18 protein-coding genes are annotated in these 19,031 nt (G+C 73.0%); 4 read left to right on the top strand and 14 right to left on the bottom strand.

The features are described 5' to 3' along the window. Positions 1–92 precede the first annotated feature (92 nt). Together QHG49_RS19015 and QHG49_RS19010 are read left to right on the top strand one after the other, a co-directional pair. Positions 93–572 carry an MBL fold metallo-hydrolase gene (locus QHG49_RS19015; RefSeq protein ID WP_370530484.1) on the top strand — a complete coding sequence of 160 codons (480 nt, stop codon included), beginning with the start codon at positions 93–95 and terminating at the stop codon, positions 570–572. A 161-nt stretch (positions 573–733) separates the two neighbouring features. After that, positions 734–3,106: an excinuclease ABC subunit UvrA gene (locus QHG49_RS19010; RefSeq protein ID WP_301490451.1), complete on the top strand. Its 2,373-nt coding sequence runs from the start codon at positions 734–736 to the stop codon at positions 3,104–3,106. Between the two features lie 113 nt (positions 3,107–3,219). Here the strand turns inward: QHG49_RS19010 and QHG49_RS19005 are convergent, their stop codons facing one another. From QHG49_RS19005 to QHG49_RS18980, 6 genes are all read right to left on the bottom strand, one after another. Continuing rightward, entirely contained in the window at positions 3,220–3,864 is a 645-nt protein-coding gene (locus tag QHG49_RS19005) for an RraA family protein (RefSeq protein WP_301490450.1), read from the bottom strand. 27 nt (positions 3,865–3,891) lie between these two features. After that, entirely contained in the window at positions 3,892–5,937 is a 2,046-nt protein-coding gene (locus tag QHG49_RS19000; protein WP_301490449.1) for an AAA family ATPase, read from the bottom strand. A gap of 79 nt (positions 5,938–6,016) precedes the next feature. Beyond that, on the bottom strand, positions 6,017–6,661 hold the full coding sequence (locus QHG49_RS18995; RefSeq protein WP_159702698.1) for a TetR family transcriptional regulator: 645 nt from the start codon (positions 6,659–6,661) through the stop codon (positions 6,017–6,019). A gap of 20 nt (positions 6,662–6,681) precedes the next feature. Then, positions 6,682–8,793: an aminoglycoside phosphotransferase family protein gene (locus QHG49_RS18990; protein WP_301490448.1), complete on the bottom strand. Its 2,112-nt coding sequence runs from the start codon at positions 8,791–8,793 to the stop codon at positions 6,682–6,684. Positions 8,794–9,072: 279 nt separating this feature from the next. Then, entirely contained in the window at positions 9,073–9,810 is a 738-nt protein-coding gene (locus QHG49_RS18985) for an HAD family hydrolase (protein WP_236576338.1), read from the bottom strand. Further along, positions 9,810–10,691, bottom strand: coding sequence for a winged helix-turn-helix domain-containing protein (locus QHG49_RS18980; RefSeq protein WP_236576339.1), 882 nt, complete (start codon positions 10,689–10,691; stop codon positions 9,810–9,812). Before QHG49_RS18980 ends, QHG49_RS18985 begins: the two co-directional genes overlap by 1 nt. Positions 10,692–10,866: 175 nt before the next feature. Between QHG49_RS18980 and QHG49_RS18975 the strand changes: the two genes are divergently transcribed. Beyond that, positions 10,867–11,055, top strand: a complete 189-nt coding sequence (locus QHG49_RS18975; protein ID WP_301490447.1) for a hypothetical protein — start codon at positions 10,867–10,869, stop codon at positions 11,053–11,055. Positions 11,056–11,067: 12 nt separating this feature from the next. Here QHG49_RS18975 and QHG49_RS18970 read toward each other — a convergent pair whose 3' ends face one another. The 3 genes from QHG49_RS18970 to QHG49_RS18960 all read right to left on the bottom strand — a co-directional run bounded on the left by QHG49_RS18970 (position 11,068) and on the right by QHG49_RS18960 (position 14,243). After that, entirely contained in the window at positions 11,068–11,988 is a 921-nt protein-coding gene (locus QHG49_RS18970; protein ID WP_159702707.1) for a winged helix-turn-helix domain-containing protein, read from the bottom strand. Between the two features lie 284 nt (positions 11,989–12,272). Beyond that, positions 12,273–13,508, bottom strand: a complete 1,236-nt coding sequence (locus QHG49_RS18965; RefSeq protein WP_159702710.1) for a GNAT family N-acetyltransferase — start codon at positions 13,506–13,508, stop codon at positions 12,273–12,275. Between the two features lie 60 nt (positions 13,509–13,568). Next, positions 13,569–14,243 carry an aerial mycelium formation protein gene (locus tag QHG49_RS18960; RefSeq protein ID WP_370530483.1) on the bottom strand — a complete coding sequence of 225 codons (675 nt, stop codon included), beginning with the start codon at positions 14,241–14,243 and terminating at the stop codon, positions 13,569–13,571. Positions 14,244–14,431: 188 nt separating this feature from the next. On the opposite strand from QHG49_RS18960, the gene dtd reads away from it, so the two are divergent. Beyond that, a complete protein-coding gene (gene dtd / locus QHG49_RS18955; protein ID WP_301490446.1) occupies positions 14,432–14,857 on the top strand; it encodes a D-aminoacyl-tRNA deacylase in 426 nt (141 codons plus the stop codon). An 8-nt stretch (positions 14,858–14,865) separates the two neighbouring features. On the opposite strand, the gene QHG49_RS18950 is transcribed toward dtd, so the two are convergent. From QHG49_RS18950 to QHG49_RS18930, 5 genes are all read right to left on the bottom strand, one after another. After that, positions 14,866–15,831 carry a folate-binding protein YgfZ gene (locus tag QHG49_RS18950; protein ID WP_301490445.1) on the bottom strand — a complete coding sequence of 322 codons (966 nt, stop codon included), beginning with the start codon at positions 15,829–15,831 and terminating at the stop codon, positions 14,866–14,868. 10 nt (positions 15,832–15,841) lie between these two features. Beyond that, positions 15,842–16,279 carry a Fur family transcriptional regulator gene (locus QHG49_RS18945; protein ID WP_159702722.1) on the bottom strand — a complete coding sequence of 146 codons (438 nt, stop codon included), beginning with the start codon at positions 16,277–16,279 and terminating at the stop codon, positions 15,842–15,844. 57 nt (positions 16,280–16,336) lie between these two features. After that, positions 16,337–16,912 (bottom strand): FABP family protein, encoded by a 576-nt coding sequence (locus QHG49_RS18940; protein WP_145485802.1) that lies wholly within the window; start codon positions 16,910–16,912, stop codon positions 16,337–16,339. Positions 16,913–17,859: 947 nt separating this feature from the next. Next, complete coding sequence (locus tag QHG49_RS18935) at positions 17,860–18,147, bottom strand: DUF1416 domain-containing protein (RefSeq protein WP_145485801.1); 288 nt, start codon at positions 18,145–18,147, stop codon at positions 17,860–17,862. A gap of 30 nt (positions 18,148–18,177) precedes the next feature. Next, the gene (locus QHG49_RS18930; RefSeq protein ID WP_159702727.1) at positions 18,178–19,023 is read right to left on the bottom strand and encodes a sulfurtransferase; all 846 of its coding nucleotides are present in this window, start codon (positions 19,021–19,023) and stop codon (positions 18,178–18,180) included. Positions 19,024–19,031 lie beyond the last annotated feature (8 nt).

Genomic DNA, 19,031 nt, shown 5'->3' with positions numbered 1-19,031 from the left:
ATAACGAGCAAGCTCCCTTTTCAGAAGAGGCTCGGCTGATCACCTCGACTGGGAACGGGCGAAGGGGGCCCGGCAGGGGCACGAGGACGGCGGTGCGCCGGCTCGATCCGGGATGTTTCGTCCGGCCCGCGGCGGAGACGGGCGGCCCGCGGCCGCGGGTGGAACCCGTCCTCGCCTACCTGGTGCGACACGACAGGGGGCTGATCCTCTTCGACACCGGCATCGGCGACGGGGAGCCGCAGACCGAGGCGCACCACCGGCCCCGGCGGCGGGCGCTGCGGGACGCCCTGGCGGCGTCCGGAGTCGCCCTCGACGACATCTCCCTCGTCGTGAACTGCCATCTGCACTTCGACCACTGCGGCGGGAACCCCCTCCTGGCCGGCCAGGCATACGACTTCGCCTCCGAGCAACTGGCCCGCCAGGCGGCACTTCAGAGCGTGGAGCAGCCGCTTCCGCCCTATCGGCGCCGGCTGGACCGGCTCGCCGACGTCGGCCCCCGGCGCGTGCTCTTCGCCCACGACTGCTCGGTCTGGGAGCCGCCGGAGATCACCGCGTCGCCGTGGAGCGGATGAGGAAGCCGGGGGACGGCGCGGGGCAGCCGGCGATCAGGGGGGCGAGGCGAGGCAGCCGGCGCTGCGGCAAGCGCTCCGGACGGGAGCGCGACCGGGGGTACGCCGGAACCGGTCAGAATCGGAGAAGCGGTTCTCCCGCGCCCCCGGCTACCGTGGCCCGCATGGACGCCGCCAACGCCGCCGCCCCCGCCGCCGACAGCCATGACCTGATCCGGGTGCACGGCGCCCGTGAGAACAACCTCAAGGACGTCAGCGTCGAGATCCCCAAGCGCCGCCTCACCGTGTTCACCGGGGTGTCCGGATCCGGCAAGAGCTCGCTGGTGTTCGACACCATCGCCGCGGAGTCGCAGCGGCTGATCAACGAGACGTACAGCGCGTTCGTGCAGGGCTTCATGCCCAGCCTCGCGCGGCCCGAGGTGGACGTCCTGGACGGGCTGACCACCGCGATCATCGTGGACCAGCAGCGGATGGGCGCCGACCCGCGCTCCACCGTCGGCACCGCCACCGACGCGGGCGCCATGCTGCGCATCCTCTTCAGCCGGCTCGGCACCCCGCACATCGGCTCGCCCAAGGCGTTCTCCTTCAACGTGGCCTCGATCAGCGGGGCGGGCGCGGTCACCGTGGAGCGGGGCGGCCGGCAGGTCAAGGAGCGGCGCAGCTTCAGCGTCACGGGCGGCATGTGCCCGCGCTGCGAGGGCCGGGGCACCGTCACCGACCTCGACCTCACCCAGCTCTACGACGACGGCAAGTCGCTGAACGAGGGCGCGCTGACCGTGCCCGGCTACAAGGCCGGCGGCTGGAACTACCGCCTGTACGCCGAGTCCGGCCTCGTGGACCCGGACAAGCCGATCCGCTCGTACACCGAGCGGGAGCTGGCCGACTTCCTGTACCGCGAGCCGACCCGGATGAAGATCGCGGGGATCAACATGACCTACGAGGGTCTGGTCCCGCGCATCCAGCGGTCGATGCTGGCCAAGGACCGGGAGGGGATGCAGCCGCACATCCGGGAGTTCGTGGACCGGGCGGTCACCTTCACGGTCTGCCCGGACTGCGACGGGACCCGGCTGACCGAGGCGGCCCGCTCCTCGAAGATCGCGGGGGTCGGCATCGCGGACGCGTGCGCGATGCAGATCAGCGATCTGGCGGAGTGGGTACGGGGGCTCGCCGAGCCGTCGGTGGCGCCGCTGCTCGACTCGCTGCGGGGCACCCTGGACTCGTTCGTGGAGATCGGCCTCGGCTATCTCTCGCTGGACCGGCCCTCGGGCACGCTGTCGGGCGGCGAGGCGCAGCGCGTGAAGATGATCCGGCACCTCGGCTCCTCGCTGACCGATGTGACGTACGTCTTCGACGAGCCCTCCGCCGGTCTGCACCCGCACGACGTGCGGCGGATGAACGGGCTGCTGCGGCGGCTGCGGGACAAGGGCAACACGGTGCTCGTGGTGGAGCACAAGCCCGAGGTGATCGCGATCGCCGACCATGTGGTGGACCTCGGCCCCGGGGCGGGCACCGCGGGCGGCACGGTCTGCTACGAGGGCGACCTCGCGGGGCTGCGGGCCGCGGGCACCCTCACCGGACGGCACCTGGACGACCGGGCCGCGCTGAAGAAGGCGGTGCGCGAGCCCACCGGGGCGCTGGAGATCCGCGGTGCCACGGCGCACAACCTGCGCGGGGTGGACGTGGACATCCCGCTCGGGGTGCTGACCGTGATCACGGGGGTGGCCGGGTCCGGGAAGAGTTCGCTGGTGCACGGGTCCGTCCCGGCGGGCGAGGGTGTCGTATCGGTCGACCAGGCGCCGATCCGCGGCTCGCGGCGCAGCAACCCGGCGACCTATACCGGGCTGCTGGACCCGATCCGCAAGGCGTTCGCCAAGGCCAACGGGGTCAAGCCCGCCTTGTTCAGCGCCAATTCGGAGGGCGCCTGCCCGAACTGCAACGGCGCGGGCGTCGTCTACACCGACCTGGCGATGATGGCCGGGGTGGCCACGACGTGCGAGGAGTGCGAGGGCAGGCGGTTCGAGGCGTCGGTGCTGCGGTACCGGCTCGGCGGGCGGGACATCAGCGAGGTGCTGGCGATGCCGGTGGCCGAGGCGGCGGAGTTCTTCGGCGCGGGCGAGGCGCACACCCCGGCGGCCCACCGGATCCTCGGCCGGCTCGCCGACGTCGGCCTCGGCTACCTCACCCTCGGGCAGCCGCTCACCACGCTGTCCGGCGGTGAACGGCAGCGCCTGAAGCTGGCCACGCACATGGCCGACAAGGGCGGGATCTACGTCCTGGACGAGCCGACCACCGGCCTCCATCTGGCCGACGTCGGCCAACTCCTCGCCCTGCTCGACCGGTTGGTGGACTCCGGCAAGTCGGTCATCGTGGTGGAGCACCACCAGGCGGTCATGGCGCACGCCGACTGGATCATCGACCTCGGCCCCGGCGCCGGGCACGACGGCGGCCGGATCGTCTTCGAGGGCACCCCGGCCGACCTGGTCGCGGCCCGCTCCACGCTCACCGGGGAACATCTGGCGGAGTACGTGGGGGCGTGAGCCCCAGCACGCCGCGAGCCACTCCCCCAGGACCCGGAAGACGGGACGAGCGGGGCCGTCGGCGTCGGCGTCGGGCTCCACCCCTCAGGCCCCCCCAGGCCCGCCCCCTCACCTCACCCCTCGAACCCCTGCGCCGCCAGGATCTCGTCGATCCGCGTCCGGTGTGCCCGCTCCCAGTCGTCCAGCGACTGTTCCGCCTCCTTGGCGAGCTTGGTGCGGGCGGCCGTGAGGACGGCGGGGGCGCGGGTGGCCGGGACGGCGACCACGCCCTCCTCGTCGGCCACCACCACGTCCCCGGCCTCGATCCGCACGCCCCCGCAGCGCACCGGCCGCCCGAAGGGAGTGGCGATCTCCTTCACGCCCGGGATGGGCACGATCCCCCGGGCGAAGACGGGGAAGCCCAGGTCACGCACCTCGGCGAGATCGCGGATCACCCCGTCGGCGACGAACGCGGCGATGCCGTGGCGCTGCGCCACGGCGCACACATTGCCGCCGGCCAGGGCGTACCGCAGATCGCCGGACTCGACCACGATCACCGAGCCGGGGGCGGCGCGGTGGATCGCCGCGTGCAGCATGAGGTTGTCGCCGGGCGGGCAGCTCACGGTGAACGCGGGCCCGGCCACCCGGGGCACCGGCCCCCACAGCGGCCGTATCCCGATGTCCATGACCTGCTCCACGCCGAGCAGATCGGCGAGGGTGGTGGTGGGAATGTCCCGGAAGGCGGCGAAGTCCGGTACGTCGGCGATGAGTTCGGTCATGCCCGGCACGCTACCCACCGCGTCCGCTCAGAACGGCAGCGGCCTGCCGTGCACCACGTCCAGGCGGGACACCGCCCGGGTCAGCACCACGTACAGCCGGTGCGCGCCCCGTTCCTCCGCCTCGGTCACGGCGGCCGGTTCCACCGCGATGACGTGGTCGTACTCCAGGCCCTTGGCCACGCTCGCGGGGACGAGGGTCAGCCGGGCGCCGAGGGCGTCGGGGGCGGCCGGATCGAGGCCCGCGCCGGAAAGGGCCCTCGCTACCGCGGGCACGTCCGCGTCGGCCGCGATCACGCCGACCGAGCCCTCCCGGGCGAGGGCGCTGCGGGCGGCGGTCACCGTGGTGGCGAGGACGTCCTCGGCCGGACGCAGGGTCAACTCCCCGTCGGCGCGCAGCGACCGGGCGGGCGGCACCGCCACCTCCAGGCGGGCCAGCAGCCGGTTGGCCAGGGCGACGACCGCCGCCGGCACCCGGAACCCGGTGGTCAGCGAGACCACCGCCGCGTCCGGGCGGCCGAGGTGGCGCAGCTGCGCCGGCCAGTCGCGGGCGGCCCAGGGCGCGGTGCCCTGGGCGAGGTCGCCGAGGACGGTCAGCGAGCCGAAGACGGCCCGGCGGGCGATGGCCCGGCACTCCATCGGCGAGAGGTCCTGGGCCTCGTCCACCACGATGTGCCCGTAGCTCTCCGGGTGTTCGATCAGCCCGGACAGCTCGTCCAGGAGGACCAGGTCGGCGGCCGACCAGCGGGCGGACTTGAAGGAGCGCGGCGGGCGCGCCCACAGCAGCGCCCGCTGCTCGCCGGGTTCCAGGAGCCCCCGCGCCGACCGCGCCAGCACCTCCGCGTCCGTGAGGAGCCGTGCCAGCACCTCCTCCGGGCGGACCTTCGGCCACACCAGGTCGAGCTGGGCGGTGAGCGGCCGGGCGTGCTCCATGCGCCGCGCCCAGGCGGCCGGCAGCACCCCGGAGCGCCGTTCGGCGAGATCGCGCAGCCGTCGTACCACCCGGGTGCGCACCCGCTCCCGGCCGACGGCGTACGGCGGCTCCTGCGCGCGCACCTCCCGGACGATCGCGGCGAGTTCGGCGGCGGGCACCCGCCAGCGGTAGGAGCCGTCGGGTACGGCGAGGTCGCTCACCCCGTCCGTGGTCACGTGCGCGTACAGCGCCCGGCGCAGCACCTCGGCCATCCGGGGGTCGTGCTTGAGGGCGGCGGTGGGCAGGGGGTCGGTGCCGGTGACCGGGTGGCGGGCGATCTCGTCCAGGAGGGTGGACTGGCGCACCCCGCTCTCGCCGAGCGCGGGCAGCACCTCGGAGATGTAGGCGAGGAAGGTGCGGTTGGGGCCGAGGATCAGCAGTCCGGAGCGCTGGAGCCGCTTGGGGTGGGTGTAGAGCAGGTAGGCGGCGCGGTGCAGTCCGACGGCGGTCTTGCCGGTGCCGGGGGCGCCCTGCACACACACCGAGTCGGCGAGGGCGGCGCGCACGAGGTCGTCCTGCTCGGGCTGGATGGTGGCGGCGATGTCCCGCATCGGGCCGACGCGGGGGCGCTCCAGCTCGCGGGCGACGATGCCGTCCGGCCGCGGCGCCCCGGCCCCATCGCCGCTCCCGCCCTCCAGGTGCTCGTCCTCGAAGCCGGTGAGGTCCGCCGTCTCCCCGGTGCTGCCGGGCGCCCAGCCGAACCGCCGCCGTACCGCCACCCCCTGGGGATCGCGGGCGCTCGCCTGGTAGAAGGCGCGGGAGACGGGGGCCCGCCAGTCGACCACCAGGGGCGGGGCGGCGGGGCTCTCGGTGATGCGCAGCCGCCCGAGGTGGAAGGGCTGCCCGCCGTGCTCGGGGTGGTCGCGGGCGAAGTCCAGGCGGCCGAAGAACAGGGGTCCCGGCGGGAGTTCGCGCAGCTCCTTGGCCTGGCTGCGCAACTGGTAGCCGAGCACCTCGGCGTCCGCGCCGGAGGCGGAGACGTCCTCGCCGATGACGACCTGCTCCGCGGCGCCCTCGACCATCGCGGCGAGGGCGGTCCGGCAGTCGTCGTGGTGGGCGCGCTCGGCGCGCAGGGCGTCGGTGAGGGCGGGGCGTGGCGTCATGCCGCCCAGCCTACGATAAATCGTTACCGAGTTAAATTTTTAACTCGGTCTCATCGAGCGGTCGCCGCTCACCCCCTGGTCAGCCCCTGGACAGCACCGCCCCCAGCCGCCCGAACGCCCGCTCCGCCGCCCGTACGGCGTCCGGCGCGACCTCCGCGACCTTCTCCCCCGCCGCGATCCGCCGCCAGTTGTCCAGGGCGAGGATCCGCTGGACGGCGATGATCTGCCCGGCCGCGAGCCGCGCGTCCAGATCGCCGCCGAGCGCCTCGGCGAGGGCCGCCTCCGCGCGCTCCTGGTGCTGATAGGCGCGGGCGACCAGGGACGGGGTGCCGTGGAGCAGGGTGTGGAAGGCGAGCACCTGGGGGTGGTCGTTGAGCCCGGTGACCGGGTCGCGCCGCTCCAGTCCGGCGAGGAAGTGCCGGCGCAGCGCGTCGAGCGGGTCCGGTGCGCCCGCGGCCACCCGCGCGGCCTCGTTCTCGTGGTCCGCGATCCGGTGCAGGACCAGGTCCTCCTTGGCCGGGAAGTACCGGAAGAGGGTCGGCTTGGAGATCCCGGCCGCCGCGGCCACCTCCGCCACCGGCACCGCGTCGAAGCCCCGCTCCAGGAACAGCCGGACCGCGGTGTCCGAGACCTCCTGGTACATCCGCTGCCGCTTGCGCTCCCGCAGCCCCGGCTCCGGCTCCCTCGATCCCGTCTCCCGCGCGCGCGGCTGCGACTCACCCATGGGGCGAGCCTACGCAGTGCTCAGCCGAGCCCCGGACTGGGCAGCCCCAGCCGGGGCAGCCCCCAGGGGCGCCCGGACAGCCCCAGCGAGGCCGTCGCCGCCGCGAGCGTCATGCCGTACGACGCCACCGCCCGCCGCACGTTGGGCGCGTCCAGGCTGGATCCGGTGACCAGGCGGTCGAGGTCGACGTAGGCCGAGCGGACCAGCTCGATCCAGCGGTAGACCCGCCAGTCCGTCTGCCAGTCATGGGTGTACCGCGCGTCCAGCCGGGCCGCCCAGCGGCGGAACATGCGGTCGCGGATCTCCGGCCGGGTCGGGGTCAGGTGCATGTGCCGGACCAGTTCGTACAGCGGGTCCCCGACCAGGGCCATCTCCCAGTCGATGAGGGTGAGGGCGGGGCCGTCGTCGCGGCGCACCAGGTTCCAGGGGTTGAGGTCGCCGTGCAGCAGGGCGGGGGCGCGGTCGCTGACCTGGTGGCGGGCGAGGATCTCGCGCAGCCGGGGCGCGTCCGGCAGACCGAGGAAGCGGGCCGTCTGCTGGGACCGCCTCGGCAGCGCCTCGACCAGCGCGACGAGCTGCTCGCTGAGCCAGCCGTAGAAGCCGGGACGGCCGCCGAGCGGGTCGATGCCGGCCGGGTCGACGCCGGTCAGCGCGGCCAGCTGGTCGACCAGGTGGTCCGCCTCGTGCGGGCGCAGCCCGTCGACCGGGTGGTCGGGGCGGCGGCCGAGGTCGCGGCCGCCCTCGTAGGTGTGGACGGCGAAGCGGTCGCCCCGGTAGCGGTGGGCGGGGTCGGCGGCGTGGCTGGTGCCCAGGGCGAGGACGCGGGGGGCGGCGACCGGCACCCCGGACCGTTCGACGGCGGCGAGGACGGCGTGTTCGCTGAGGAAGCTGCGCTCGCGGCGCAGGACGACGGTCACCTCGCGGCGTACGACGACGGGGAAGCCGGTGCCGGGGACCCGGAGCACGGTGGTGAGGTGGGCGGCGCCCTTGAACACCCGGTCGGCCGGGGCGGCGCCCTCCAGGAACAGGGCGTCGGCGACCGCGTGGTGCGGGAAGCCGGGGTGTTCGGGGACCCGCCGGTCCGGTGTCCAGGCGATGGCCCGGGGGCGCCTGCCGGGCCGGGCGGCGCCGCGCCGGAAGAGGATCCGCTCGATCTCGTCGTCGCCGGGCACCCGGCCGAGCCGCAGCGGTTCGGTGGCCGCGCGCAGGGCGTCGCCCACGACGGCGGTGGCCCGCTCCAGGGACTCCGGGTCGAAGCGGCGGCCGAGGGCGCGGACGGCCCGGACGACGTCGGTGTAGAGGGACCGGGCGTGTTCGAGGGCGAGGTAGTGGGGCAGGTCCTTGCCGAGTCCGGCGATCGCGGCGGGCCGGGCGCGGGCCACCGCGTCGGCCCAGGCGCGCACGAGCACCGCCCGCTCGGGCTCCGGGCGGCGCGTGCGCACGAGGTGGACGGCGAGGTCGTACAACGGGTCGCCGTAGCTCGCCAGTTCCCAGCCGGTGCAGTGCAACCCGTCGTCGGTCAGCACGAGTTGACTGTGGCGCAGGTCGCCGTGGAGCAGGGCGTACGGGCGGCGGGTCAGCGCGGGCACCCGGTCGGCGAACCGGGTGAGCGCGTCCTCGGGGACGCCGAGCGCGGTGAACAGGCCGCCGTACCTGCGCCAGTCGGCCCTGCGGATCTGCCGGTCGGCGAGATGGGCGAGGGTGCGCAGGAAGCCCTGGGAGTCGGTGTGGTTGCGCGGCCAGTGCGCGGGCAGCGGGGGCAGCGCGGAGGCGCGCACCGGGGCGAGGGCGGCGAACAGCGCGGCGATGTCCCCGGGGAGCGGCGCGCGGCCGTCCACATGGCTGTGGATGACGTAACCGTCCCCGGCGGCCAGGCACCGCGGCGCCATCCCCGGCAGCACCCGGTGGACCGCGCGCAGGATCTCCGCCTCGCTCTCCCAGGTGCGCACGGCCGGTGCCGCGTCCGGGCGGGGCAGCCGTACGGTCACGAGCGTGCCCGGGGTCCGGCCGAGCAGACCGGCGAGCGGTTCGGTCAGCGGCAGCACGTGGTCGCGGTGGCGCGGGCCCTCACGCGCCGCGCCCGCGGCCGCGGCACGGGCCACGAAGGCACGGCACGCGGCGTCCGTCCGCATGGCTTCGGCGCGCTCCCCCACGACGGTAGGGGGAACCGACGGTGCGCCCACTGGCCGCTCCGGGATCGATCGCACAAAGGGGAGGACCTGCCGGGCGGCGGGTCCGGGGAAACGCTATTCCCCCGTGGGTGGCCGGTACGGCCTCCGGGCGCGGTGGAGTAGCCCAACGGGTGGTCCGCCGCTCGGCTGTGCCGATCCGGCGGCCGGGACCCCGGCACCTCGCCGCGCCCCTGCCCGCGTACCCGCGGCCGGACGGTGACCCGGCCGCGCCTCCGCATGCTAACCGACCCCGCCGCCGCTCCTGAGCAGGCGCAACAGCGGTTCGAGCGACCGTACGACGTGTGCGGCGCCGGCCGCGCGCAAAGGTTTCTCCTTCTCCTCGTTGCGGGCGTAGCCGAGGAAGGGCACCCCGGCGTCGCGGGCGGCGGCGAGGTCGGAGGGGGTGTCGCCGATCATCAGGGCGGCGGTGGGGGCGGCGCCCATGGCTCCGAGGGCGCGCAGCAGGCAGTGCGGGTCGGGCTTGAGGTGGTGCAGATGCTCGGTACGGCCGTACAGGTGCGGGGCGAAACAGGCGGTCAGGCCCCGGGACTCCAGGTAACTGCGCACCACGCGCGGCGAGTTGTTGGTGGTGACGGCGAGCCGGGTGCCGACGGCGGTCCAGGTGCGGATCAGCGGGTCGGCCCAGGCGGTGGGCAGCGCGGAGGCGGCGGCCCGCAGCTCCTCCTGGGTGAGGCGTTCCTCCAGGCCGGTGACGAGGTCGCTGCCGGGCCGGCGGCGGCCCACCGCGCGCAGCACCACCTGGGGGTCCAGGGTGGAGCGTTCGGCGGGGGTGAGCAGTCCGTGCAGGCCCTGCCGCTCCAGCCAGGCCACCAGGTCCGCGGCGATCCGCTCGGCCTTGTGCGTGGCGAACAGCCGGCAGATGGGCCCGTCGAAGTCCCACAGCACGACCCGGGCGGAAGTGATCAGTACACGAAGCTTCTCGATCTCGCTCGCATCAGAAGTCGTATCAGAAGTCACTAGGAGAGTGTCAGGTCCGTGGAGATGGTTTCCCAGAGGGCGTCGAACCACTTCTGCGATTCCTCCACGAACGCCGCGTCCCGCTGTCCGGCGCCCCGCTCGAAGGAGAAGAGCAGGGACTCGGAGCCGACCGCGTCGTACATCTCCAGCGTCCCGCTGTCGGTGGGCTCGGCGCGGCGCGTGATCATGTAGTGCGCGAAGAGCGCCTCGGCCCCGTTGAGCAGGTACAGCTTCACCGGCGGGGTGAACGGCAGGGCCCGGAAGGTGACATGGACGTCGATGTCATGGGTGCCGCGCAGGGCCTGGAGGTTGTACTGGAGCACCTGGCCCTGGGCGTTGCGCATGGCCAGCCAGCGCTGGTGCACCGCGTCGTCCTCCGCGCTCCCGGCGTCGACCGAGACCGGGAAGGCGAGGCTGATCTCCCGCGAGGGCAGCAGGACGCGGGCGTCGATCCGCTCCGGGCGCAGCTTGCCCTCGTGGATCAGGCGCAACGGTTCGCCGAGGGCCGGGATCAGGCTCTGCGCGGTCAGGCAGACGGCGTCGATGCGCACCTGCGGCGCCGCGAACGCGTCGGTCAGCCGGGGCGCGAGGGCCACCATGGTCGGCTGGGGCTCCCCGGCTCCGGACCGCTGCTCGGCGACCCGCGGCGGGCTGCCCTTGGTGACGCCGCTGAGCAGGCCGTCCTGCTGGAGCACCCGCAGGGCCTGGCGTACGGCGCCCCGCTCGACGCCGAACTCCTCGGCCAACTCCGCCTGGGTGGGCAGCCGTTCGCCCGGCCGCAGGATTCCGGCGCGCATTCGCTCGCGCAGGACGCCCGCGATCTCCTGGGGGCTGCGTCTGCCGCTGCCGTCGACTGCCATGTGCTCCTGGGTCACCACCAAACGTTACAACTTCAGTCCATCTAAGGGGAGTTGCCGAAAAGTTGTTTATGTAGTGCCACCAAGTGGGGACAACTTAAACAGAGTTGGTCGCCAACTTTTCCAAGTTGGCAGAAGTTTTGCCGCGCACCCCGCACCATCCGCCGTCTTTCCATCGGCACCCGAAGGGGGATTCGCCGTGCCCGCTCCCGCCCTCCTCTCCGCCACCCTCGTCCTCGGCTTCGAACAGCTCGTGCAGTGGAAGTACGGCACCGCAGGCGCGCTCGGCCTGCTCCTGTTCACGGTCGGCCTCAAGGCCAAGAGCCCGGCGGTCAGCTCCGTCGGCGCGATCCTGCTCGCGGTGCTCCTGACCGGGCCCGCGATCTGAGCGCCGAGGGGCCTACGGCGTCAGCTCCAGCTCGGAGCTGATCGTCTCCCACAGCGCGTCGAACCACCGCCGGGACGCCGCCACGAAGGCGGTGTCCCCCGTGCCGGCGTCCCGCGCCCCGGTGCCCGGCCCGAAGGCGAACAGCATCGAGCGCGTGCCGTCCGCGTCGTACAGCTGGAGCGGCTCCCCGCCGGACTCCCGCTGCTCGTGGCGCCCCAGGGTGTAGTACGCGAACAGCGCCTCGGCCTCGTTGAGCAGATAGAGCTTGACCGGGGGCGTGAACGGCAGCGCGCGGAAGGTCAGCCGCACATCGATGCCGTGCGTGGTGCGCAGGGCCAGCAGGTTCTGCCGCAGCACCAGGCCCTGGGCGTTGCGCACCGCCAGCCAGCGCTCGTGCAGCAGCCCGCCGTCGCCCGCGTTCACCGGGTCCACCGGCGTCGGGAAGGCCAGCTCGATCCGGCGGCTGGGCAGCAGCACCCGGACATCGATCTTGGCCGGTTTCAGCTCCCCCGCATGGATCAGCCGCAGCTGCTCGCCGACGGCCAGCGTGAGCGACACCGAGGTCAGGCAGAGCGCGTCGATGCGCACATGAGGGGCGGCGAAGGCGGCCGCGACGCGCGGGCCGAGCCCCACCACGGTGGGCTGCGGCGGCGTGGCCGACCACCCCGGCCACGCGTCCTCCGCCACCCTGGCCGGGCTGCCCTTGGACACCCCGGTGAGCAGTCGCTCCGCGTGCAGGATGTCCAGGGCCTGGCGGACGGCGCCGCGCTCCACGCCGAACTCCTCGGCCAGCTCGGCCTGGGTGGGCATGCGCTGCCCGGGGCGCAGTGCGCCGGAACCGATCCGGCTGCGCAGTTCGTCGGCGATCTCCCGGTGGGACGCGCGGGACGCGCGGGGTCCCCTGACGGAGGCGTGCTCCGGATCCACGGGCAAACCCTACAACTTCCCGCCAACTTGCGGCAGTTCAGCGACAGCTGGTTATGAGACGCCTTCCAACGGAGATAAGTAGAGATAAGTTGGCAGCCAACTCGACTGACATGGTCAAGCTTCCCCGTGGTTGGCCGTACCGGGGACGGCCGGCGAAGCGCACAGTCACAACTGAAGACGCGGACAACTGAAGACGACGCGCACAGCCACAACTGAAGACCGCACAGCACAGCCACAACTGAACAGCTCGCTACGGATGCACAGTTCAGCGCCGCCGACGAGGGGAGCGGTCAGAAGTCGTCCGGGCACCACGGGCGCCCGGGCGAGCGGAACAGGGCGTCGGCCTGCCGGGCGGCGCCCTCTCGCGCTGCCCGTACCCGGCCCAGCGCGGCCAGCCGCAGCAGCGACTCGCCGCCGAGCCATACGGACGCCAGCTCCTGGACGCCCAGCGTCAGATCGGGGCTCGCGGTGGTGGCCGTACAGGACGCGCCCTGCGGCGAGGTCTCCAGCCGGTAGCGCCCGTCCGCGTATCCGGCGTCGTCCACGATCTCCAGCACCAGCGCGCCCTCCCGGTCGTAACCGCGCGCCTCCAGGGCCCGTGCGACGTCCAGGATCCGCACCCACAGCATGTCCGCCTGCTCGGTGATCCGGGCGGCGCGCGGGTCGGGCAGGAAGGACGGGAGCAGGTCGTCGGGGCCCCGGCCGCCGCTGTCGACCTTGGTGATCCAGTCGATGGAGCACAGGTAGTGCCACAGCGCGCGCTCGGCCGCCGGGGTGGTCCCGAAGAGCCGCTCGACGCGCGCGGTCTGGTCGGGCTGCTGCCCGGTCCAGGTGTCGTCGCTGCGGTACGTCACCAGGCCCTGGGCCTCGCCGGACGCCGAGCGGTACAGGGCGTGCGTCGGCTCCACGTAGTCGGCGTGGGCGCGCAGGGCGCCGGTGAACTGCTCCCACCACAGCTCGCTGCGGCTGACCGCGCCGGGCTGTGCGCGGCGGAACCGGTCGAACAGCTCGGGGCCCAGCTTGCGCACCTCCGCGCCGTCCAGCAGCTCGATCCGGCCGCCGTCGTCCGGGCCCGACCAGCGGGGGTCGAGGCCGGCCCGCGGGACGTCGACGGTCCACCGGGACAGCCAGGTGGCCGGGCCGAAGCCGAAGCGGCCGTAGATCGGGTACTCGGCGGCGAGCAGGGTGGCGACGACGTCCCCGCGCTCCCGGGCCGCCGCGAGGTCCTTCGCCATCATCCGGCTCAGCAGGCCCCGGCGGCGGTGCGTCGGGCTGACGGTCACGGCGCTGATGGCGTCGGCGGGGACCACACCGCCGCCCACCGTGGTCAGCTCCTGCTCGAAGGAGCGGAACGTGGCCACCCAGCGGCCGCCGTCCACGGCGCCGAGATAGCGGCCCGGTGTGAACCTCCTTCGTCGGGCGTCGAGTTGCTCACGGGCCAGGGCCGGGGACTGGGTGAACCCCACGGCCAGGGCGCGCTGCCAGTCGTCGAAGTCGGCCTCGGTGGCGGTGCGGACGTCGTTCATGAGCCCACGGTAGGCATCCGTCCCGCCGGATGTCCTGCCGATTTCCGCCCCTCGGTCCCCTCACACCAGCAGGTCGTCCACCTGCGCCTCGCCCATCCGGTAGCGGCGGGCGATCTCCCCGCCGCACCCGTCGGCGGTGTGCTGGAGGCGCTGGCGGCGCCGCGACACCTCCTGCTCGTACCGCTCCAACCGGTTCAGCGCGGCGGTCAGTTCGAGGTCCGTGCGGGCGGTGAGATCGCTCAGCTCCACCTCGCCGAGCATCTCGGCGGCGAGCCGTCGCACCTCCTCGCCCCGGGGGGTGCCCACGGTGACATGGCGGGCCGAGGAGCGCTGGCGGGCCGGGGCGTCCCGCAGGATCTCCGGGAGCAGCTCGACCACGGAGGCGTCCTTCGGCGCGGGCACGGCCGCCCGGCCGCGGCGGGCCAGCTCCGCGCGCAGGATGTCGATCCGGCCCTGCAACAGCCGCCGCACATAGCTGAGATCGGCCTCGTCGCGCTGGGCGTCACGGCGCAGCGCGCGCAGTTCGGACAGGCTCAGCCGGGACAGCTCGGACGCCGGTGGCCGCACGGAGGGCGGCGTGATGGCCGGTGTGACGACCGGTGTCATGGCGGGCGTGACGACCGGTGTCATGGCGGGCGTGATGGCCGGTGTGATCATGGGCTCGTCGGCCCGCTGCACGGGCGGCCGGTACGTCCCCTGCGGGGCCGGCAGCTCGCTGGTGCTGGATGTGCTCATGTGGTTCGGACCGTCCCCTCGACCGGCGTGTGGACAGCATCGTGCCACCCCCGGCGCACCGTATGTGACCGAGTGCCCCCGAACAGCCCCGGATGGGCGGTAAGGGTTCCATAAGTTCTTCCTGTGCCCGCGTCCCGCAGGTCCGCCCGCGACCGCCGCGCTCCGGAGTACCCGGCATCATGGTCCGCATGCGAGCGGTGGTGCAGAGAGTGGACGGCGCGAGCGTCGTCGTGGACGGCGAGACGGTGGGCGCGATCGAGGGCGAGGGCCTGTGCGTCCTGGTCGGCGTGACCCATGAGGACACCGAGGAGAAGGCGGCGCAGCTGGCCCGCAAGCTCTGGTCGGTGCGGATGCTGTCCGAGGAGCGTTCGTGCAGCGACCTCGACGCCCCGCTGCTCGTCATCAGCCAGTTCACCCTCTACGGCGACGCCCGCAAGGGCCGCCGCCCCACCTGGAACGCGGCGGCCCCCGGCGATGTCGCCGAGCCGCTGGTGGACGAGGTCGTGGCCCAGCTGCGGGCGCTGGGCGCGACGGTGGCGACGGGGCGGTTCGGGGCGAAGATGCGGGTGTCGCTGACGAACGACGGGCCGTTCACGGTACTGCTGGAGATGTAGCCGGAACCCTACGGCTCGACCACGACCTCCTGCGCCGCCGCGGTCTCCCCGGCCAGGAGCGCCGCGTCGACCGGCACGTTCCGCTTGACCAGGGCGAGCGCCACCGGCCCCAGCTCGTGGTGCCGGACCGACGACGTCACGAAGCCGATCTTCCGGCCGTCGGGCCCCTCGTCCGCGAGCCGGATCTCCGTGCCCGGCGCGGGCAGGTGCACATCGCTGCCGTCCAGGTGCAGGAAGACGAGCCGGCGCGGCGGCTTGCCGAGGTTCTGCACCCGGGCGACGGTCTCCTGCCCCCGGTAGCAGCCCTTCTGGAGATGCACGGCCGTGCCGATCCAGCCCAGCTCGTGCGGGATCGTGCGGTGGTCGGTCTCGAACCCGAGCCGGGGGCGGTGGTGCTCGACCCGCAGCGCCTCGTGCGCGAGCAGCCCCGCGGCCGGACCGTGCGCCGCCGCGAAGGACTCCAGGTCCGCGCGCGGCAGGAACAGATCACGGCCGTACGGGGTCTCGCGTACGACGACGCCCTCGGGCACCTCGGCGATGGACCCGGCGGGCAGGTACACCACCGCGAACTCGTCGGTGCGGTCGGCGACTTCCACCCGGTAGAAGAACTTCATCGACTCCAGGTAGGCGACCAGCGCCTCGCGGGTGCCGGGCTCGACGTGCGCCCAGACCGTCGTACCGTCGTCCACCAGGTACAGGGCGTGCTCGATGTGCCCGTTCGCCGAGAGGATCAGCGCCTCGGTCGCCTCGCCGGTGGGCAGGTCGCTGACATGCTGGGTGAGCAGCAGATGCAGCCAGCTCAGCCGGTCCTCGCCGCTGACGGTGAGCACACCGCGGTGCGAGAGGTCGACGAATCCGGTGCCGTCGGCGAGTGCGCGCTGCTCGCGGAACAGATCGCCGTAGTGGGCGGCGACGCCTTCGTCCACGCCCTCGGCGGGGACGGCGCCGGGCAGGGACAGCAGGGGGCTCTTCATACGCGCAAGCCTACGACGTGGTGGTTGAACTCTTCAGGGAGCAGTCCTTGCAGCGCCCGAAGATCGCGAAGTGCTTCATGTCGGTGTCGAACCCGAACTGCCGCCGCAGCTTGTCGGTGAACTCCGCCGCCACGCTCACATCCGCCTCGATCACGCTCTCGCAGTCCCGGCACACCAGGTGCAGATGGTGGTGCCGGTCGGCGAGGTGGTACGTCGGCGCGCCGTGCCCCAGATGGGCATGGCTGACCAGGCCCAGCTCCTCCAGGAGCTCCAGCGTGCGGTACACGGTGGAAATGTTGACCCCCGACGCCGTCTTCCTCACTTCCACGAGGATGTCGTCGGGGGTCGCGTGTTCCAGGGTGTCCACGGCTTCGAGGACAAGTTGCCGCTGCGGAGTCAGCCGGTAGCCGCGCTGCCTGAGGTCGCTCTTCCAGTCGGTGCTCACCACACCGACGAGTCTAGAACCACGCCCGTGGCACGGCGGGCCGTGCGGGACCCCGGGGGCCTACTTGAAGAAGGCGATGCCGTCGTCGGGCATGTCGTCCGGGAGGGCCTTGGCCCAGCGTTCGACGTCCTCGGGGGTGACGACCTTCTTCAGGTGGGCGGACATGTAGGGGCGCAGCTCGACCTCGGGGGTCTGCTTCTCGCCGACCCACATGAGGTCGCTCTTCACATAGCCGTACAACCGCTTGCCGCCGGTGTACGGGCGGGCGGCGGCGGTCCGGGCGACGGCGTCCGTGACCAGGTCGATCTGGGGCTTCTTGTCGGCCATCTCGCCGTACCAGATCTCGATGGTGCCGTCGTCGCGGGTCATCGTGACCTCGACCTTGCGGTCGGCGTCGATCCGCCAGAAGCCGGACTCGGTCTCCAGCGGGCGGACCTTGTTGCCGTCGTTGTCCAGCACCCAGGTGCGGGAGTGGTACTCCAGGAAGTCCCGGCCGTCGTGGCTGAAGGTGACTTCCTGGCCGAAGTTGCACTTCTCGGAGCCGGGGAAGTCATGCACGCCAGCGCCGGCCCAGTCGCCGAGGAGGAAGGCGAGCGGGACGAGGTCCTTGTGCAGGTCGGACGGGATCTCGATCATGAGCGGAGCTTCCTGGTGGGAGGGTCAGCGCTGGCCCTGGTACAGCTTCTTCACGGTCAGGTAGGCGAAGGCGAGCACGCCGACGCAGACCAGGACCAGCAGGGTTTCGAAGAAGATCTCCACGGGTGCTCCTTGAGCGAGGGTGGGCATACGACAGAGCCGGAGCCCAGCTTACGCGGCCGGGCCCCGGCTCTCTTTCCGAGGTGGGGTTCAGCCGGGCAGCTCCTCCTAAGCGCCACCGTCTGCCGGACCTGCTCGACGCCGTACGGCCGGGGTCCGTCGTACGCGTAGTGCATCACGTCCGGTAGCTGCCAGGTGTCCGGGAAGCGCCCGTCCGGCTCGGTGCGGGGCGCGCCGCGCAGGGTGCGCGGGGCATGCGCCGTACCCGGCGAACTCCTGCTGCCGCACCTCCCCGGCGACCAGCCCGGTGTCGAACGGGAGCAGGTAGACCCGGGTGCGGGTGCCGTCCGGCGTGGTCCAGCCGCGGGCGGCGATGTGGCGCAGACCCCGGTCCCTGAACACACCGGCGAGCAGCTCCCGGTCGTCCTTGAGGGGTACTCGCCGAGGAACGTCCCGGTCCTCACCCGGCCGTGCGTCCCCACGAGCGCCTTGTCGGCGGTGGCGCCCCGCGGTGCCGGCAGCACCAGCGCGCGCGGGTCGGCGTAGTGGGCGGTGGCCCTGTCCGAGGGGGCGACGAGGGCCGGGCGGCCCTTGGGGAGCGGCTGCGACGATCAGCGCGGCGGTACGGCCGCGCCGCCGTACCGGGGCCGCGGGTCTCTCCCCCTCCCCCCTCCGCCGGCCCGGCTTCCGATTCCGGTCTCTTTGGTGGTAGGCGGGAGGATCACGATCCGGGCGACCGGCAAGGCCGCGGGGAGGCCCCGGACATGCCGAAGGGCCGCACCCCACCTGGCGTCCAACCCAGGGGTACGGCCCTTGCGCGCTGTCGGTCAGACGGCGATGGCGACCTCCGCGAGCCCGCCCCGCTGCGCGACGACCGTGCGGTCGGCGGTGCCGCCCGGCACCAGCGCGCGCAGGGTCCACGTGCCCTCGGCCGCGTAGAAGCGGAACTGACCGGTCGCCGAGGTGGGCACCTCCGCGGTGAACTCGCCGGTCGAGTCGAGCAGACGGACGTAGCCCGTCACCGGCTCGCCGTCGCGGGTCACCTGGCCCTGGATCGTGGTCTCACCGGGCTTGATCGTCGAGGCGTCGGGGCCACCGGCCTTCGCTCCGCACATGCTGTCTCTCCAGAGGTCGCTTGGAATCGCTTACTTGTTGGCGCCGAGCTCGATCGGCACGCCGACCAGCGAGCCGTACTCGGTCCAGGAGCCGTCGTAGTTCTTGACGTTCTCCACGCCGAGCAGCTCGTGCAGGACGAACCAGGTCAGGGCCGAGCGCTCACCGATGCGGCAGTAGGCGATCGTGTCCTTGGCGAGGTCCACGTTCTCCGCGGTGTAGAGCTCCTTCAGCTCGTCGTCCGACTTGAACGTGCCGTCGTCGTTGGCGTTCTTCGACCACGGGATGTTGCGCGCGCTCGGGACGTGGCCCGGGCGCTGCGACTGCTCCTGCGGCAGGTGGGCCGGGGCGAGCAGCTTGCCGGAGAACTCGTCGGGGGACCGGACGTCGACCAGGTTCTGGACGCCGATCGCCTCGACGACGTCGTCGCGGAAGGCGCGGATCGCGGTGTTCTGCGGCTTGGCCGTGTACGAGGTCCGCGCGCGCTCGGGGACCTCGTCGCCGGCGACCAGTTCGCGGGCGTCCAGCTCCCACTTCTTGCGGCCGCCGTCGAGGAGCTTGACGTTCTCGTGGCCGTACAGCTTGAAGTACCAGTAGGCGTACGAGGCGAACCAGTTGTTGTTGCCGCCGTAGAGGATCACCGTGTGATCGTTGGCGATGCCCTTCTCCGACAGGAGCTTCTCGAAGCCCTCCTGGTCGACGAAGTCACGGCGCACCGGGTCCTGGAGGTCCTTCGTCCAGTCGATGCGGATCGCGTTCTTGATGTGGTTCTTCTCGTAGGCGGACGTGTCCTCGTCCACCTCGACGATCGCGATGGTCGGGTCGTCCAGGTGCTCCTGCAGCCAGTCGGCGTCGACCAGGACGTCGCTGCGACTCATGCTCTTTC

Source organism: Streptomyces sp. WP-1 (genome assembly GCF_030450125.1).
In the GTDB taxonomy this organism is placed as follows: Bacteria; Actinomycetota; Actinomycetes; order Streptomycetales; family Streptomycetaceae; genus Streptomyces; species Streptomyces incarnatus.
The sequence above is the reverse complement of the archived record's forward strand: the minus strand, read 5'-3'. Positions and strand labels throughout refer to the sequence as shown.

Excerpts from the sequence above, each read along its gene's own strand:
- QHG49_RS19010 (WP_301490451.1), top strand. The coding sequence starts at position 734 with ATGGACGCCGCCAACGCCGCCGCCCCCGCCGCCGACAGCCATGACCTG.
- QHG49_RS19005 (WP_301490450.1), bottom strand. The coding sequence starts at position 3,864 with ATGACCGAACTCATCGCCGACGTACCGGACTTCGCCGCCTTCCGGGAC.
- QHG49_RS19000 (WP_301490449.1), bottom strand. The coding sequence starts at position 5,937 with ATGACGCCACGCCCCGCCCTCACCGACGCCCTGCGCGCCGAGCGCGCC.
- QHG49_RS18995 (WP_159702698.1), bottom strand. The coding sequence starts at position 6,661 with ATGGGTGAGTCGCAGCCGCGCGCGCGGGAGACGGGATCGAGGGAGCCG.
- QHG49_RS18990 (WP_301490448.1), bottom strand. The coding sequence starts at position 8,793 with ATGCGGACGGACGCCGCGTGCCGTGCCTTCGTGGCCCGTGCCGCGGCC.
- QHG49_RS18965 (WP_159702710.1), bottom strand. The coding sequence starts at position 13,508 with ATGAACGACGTCCGCACCGCCACCGAGGCCGACTTCGACGACTGGCAG.
- QHG49_RS18960 (WP_370530483.1), bottom strand. The coding sequence starts at position 14,243 with ATGAGCACATCCAGCACCAGCGAGCTGCCGGCCCCGCAGGGGACGTAC.
- dtd (WP_301490446.1), top strand. The coding sequence starts at position 14,432 with ATGCGAGCGGTGGTGCAGAGAGTGGACGGCGCGAGCGTCGTCGTGGAC.
- QHG49_RS18950 (WP_301490445.1), bottom strand. The coding sequence starts at position 15,831 with ATGAAGAGCCCCCTGCTGTCCCTGCCCGGCGCCGTCCCCGCCGAGGGC.
- QHG49_RS18940 (WP_145485802.1), bottom strand. The coding sequence starts at position 16,912 with ATGATCGAGATCCCGTCCGACCTGCACAAGGACCTCGTCCCGCTCGCC.
- QHG49_RS18935 (WP_145485801.1), bottom strand. The coding sequence starts at position 18,147 with ATGTGCGGAGCGAAGGCCGGTGGCCCCGACGCCTCGACGATCAAGCCC.
- QHG49_RS18930 (WP_159702727.1), bottom strand. The coding sequence starts at position 19,023 with ATGAGTCGCAGCGACGTCCTGGTCGACGCCGACTGGCTGCAGGAGCAC.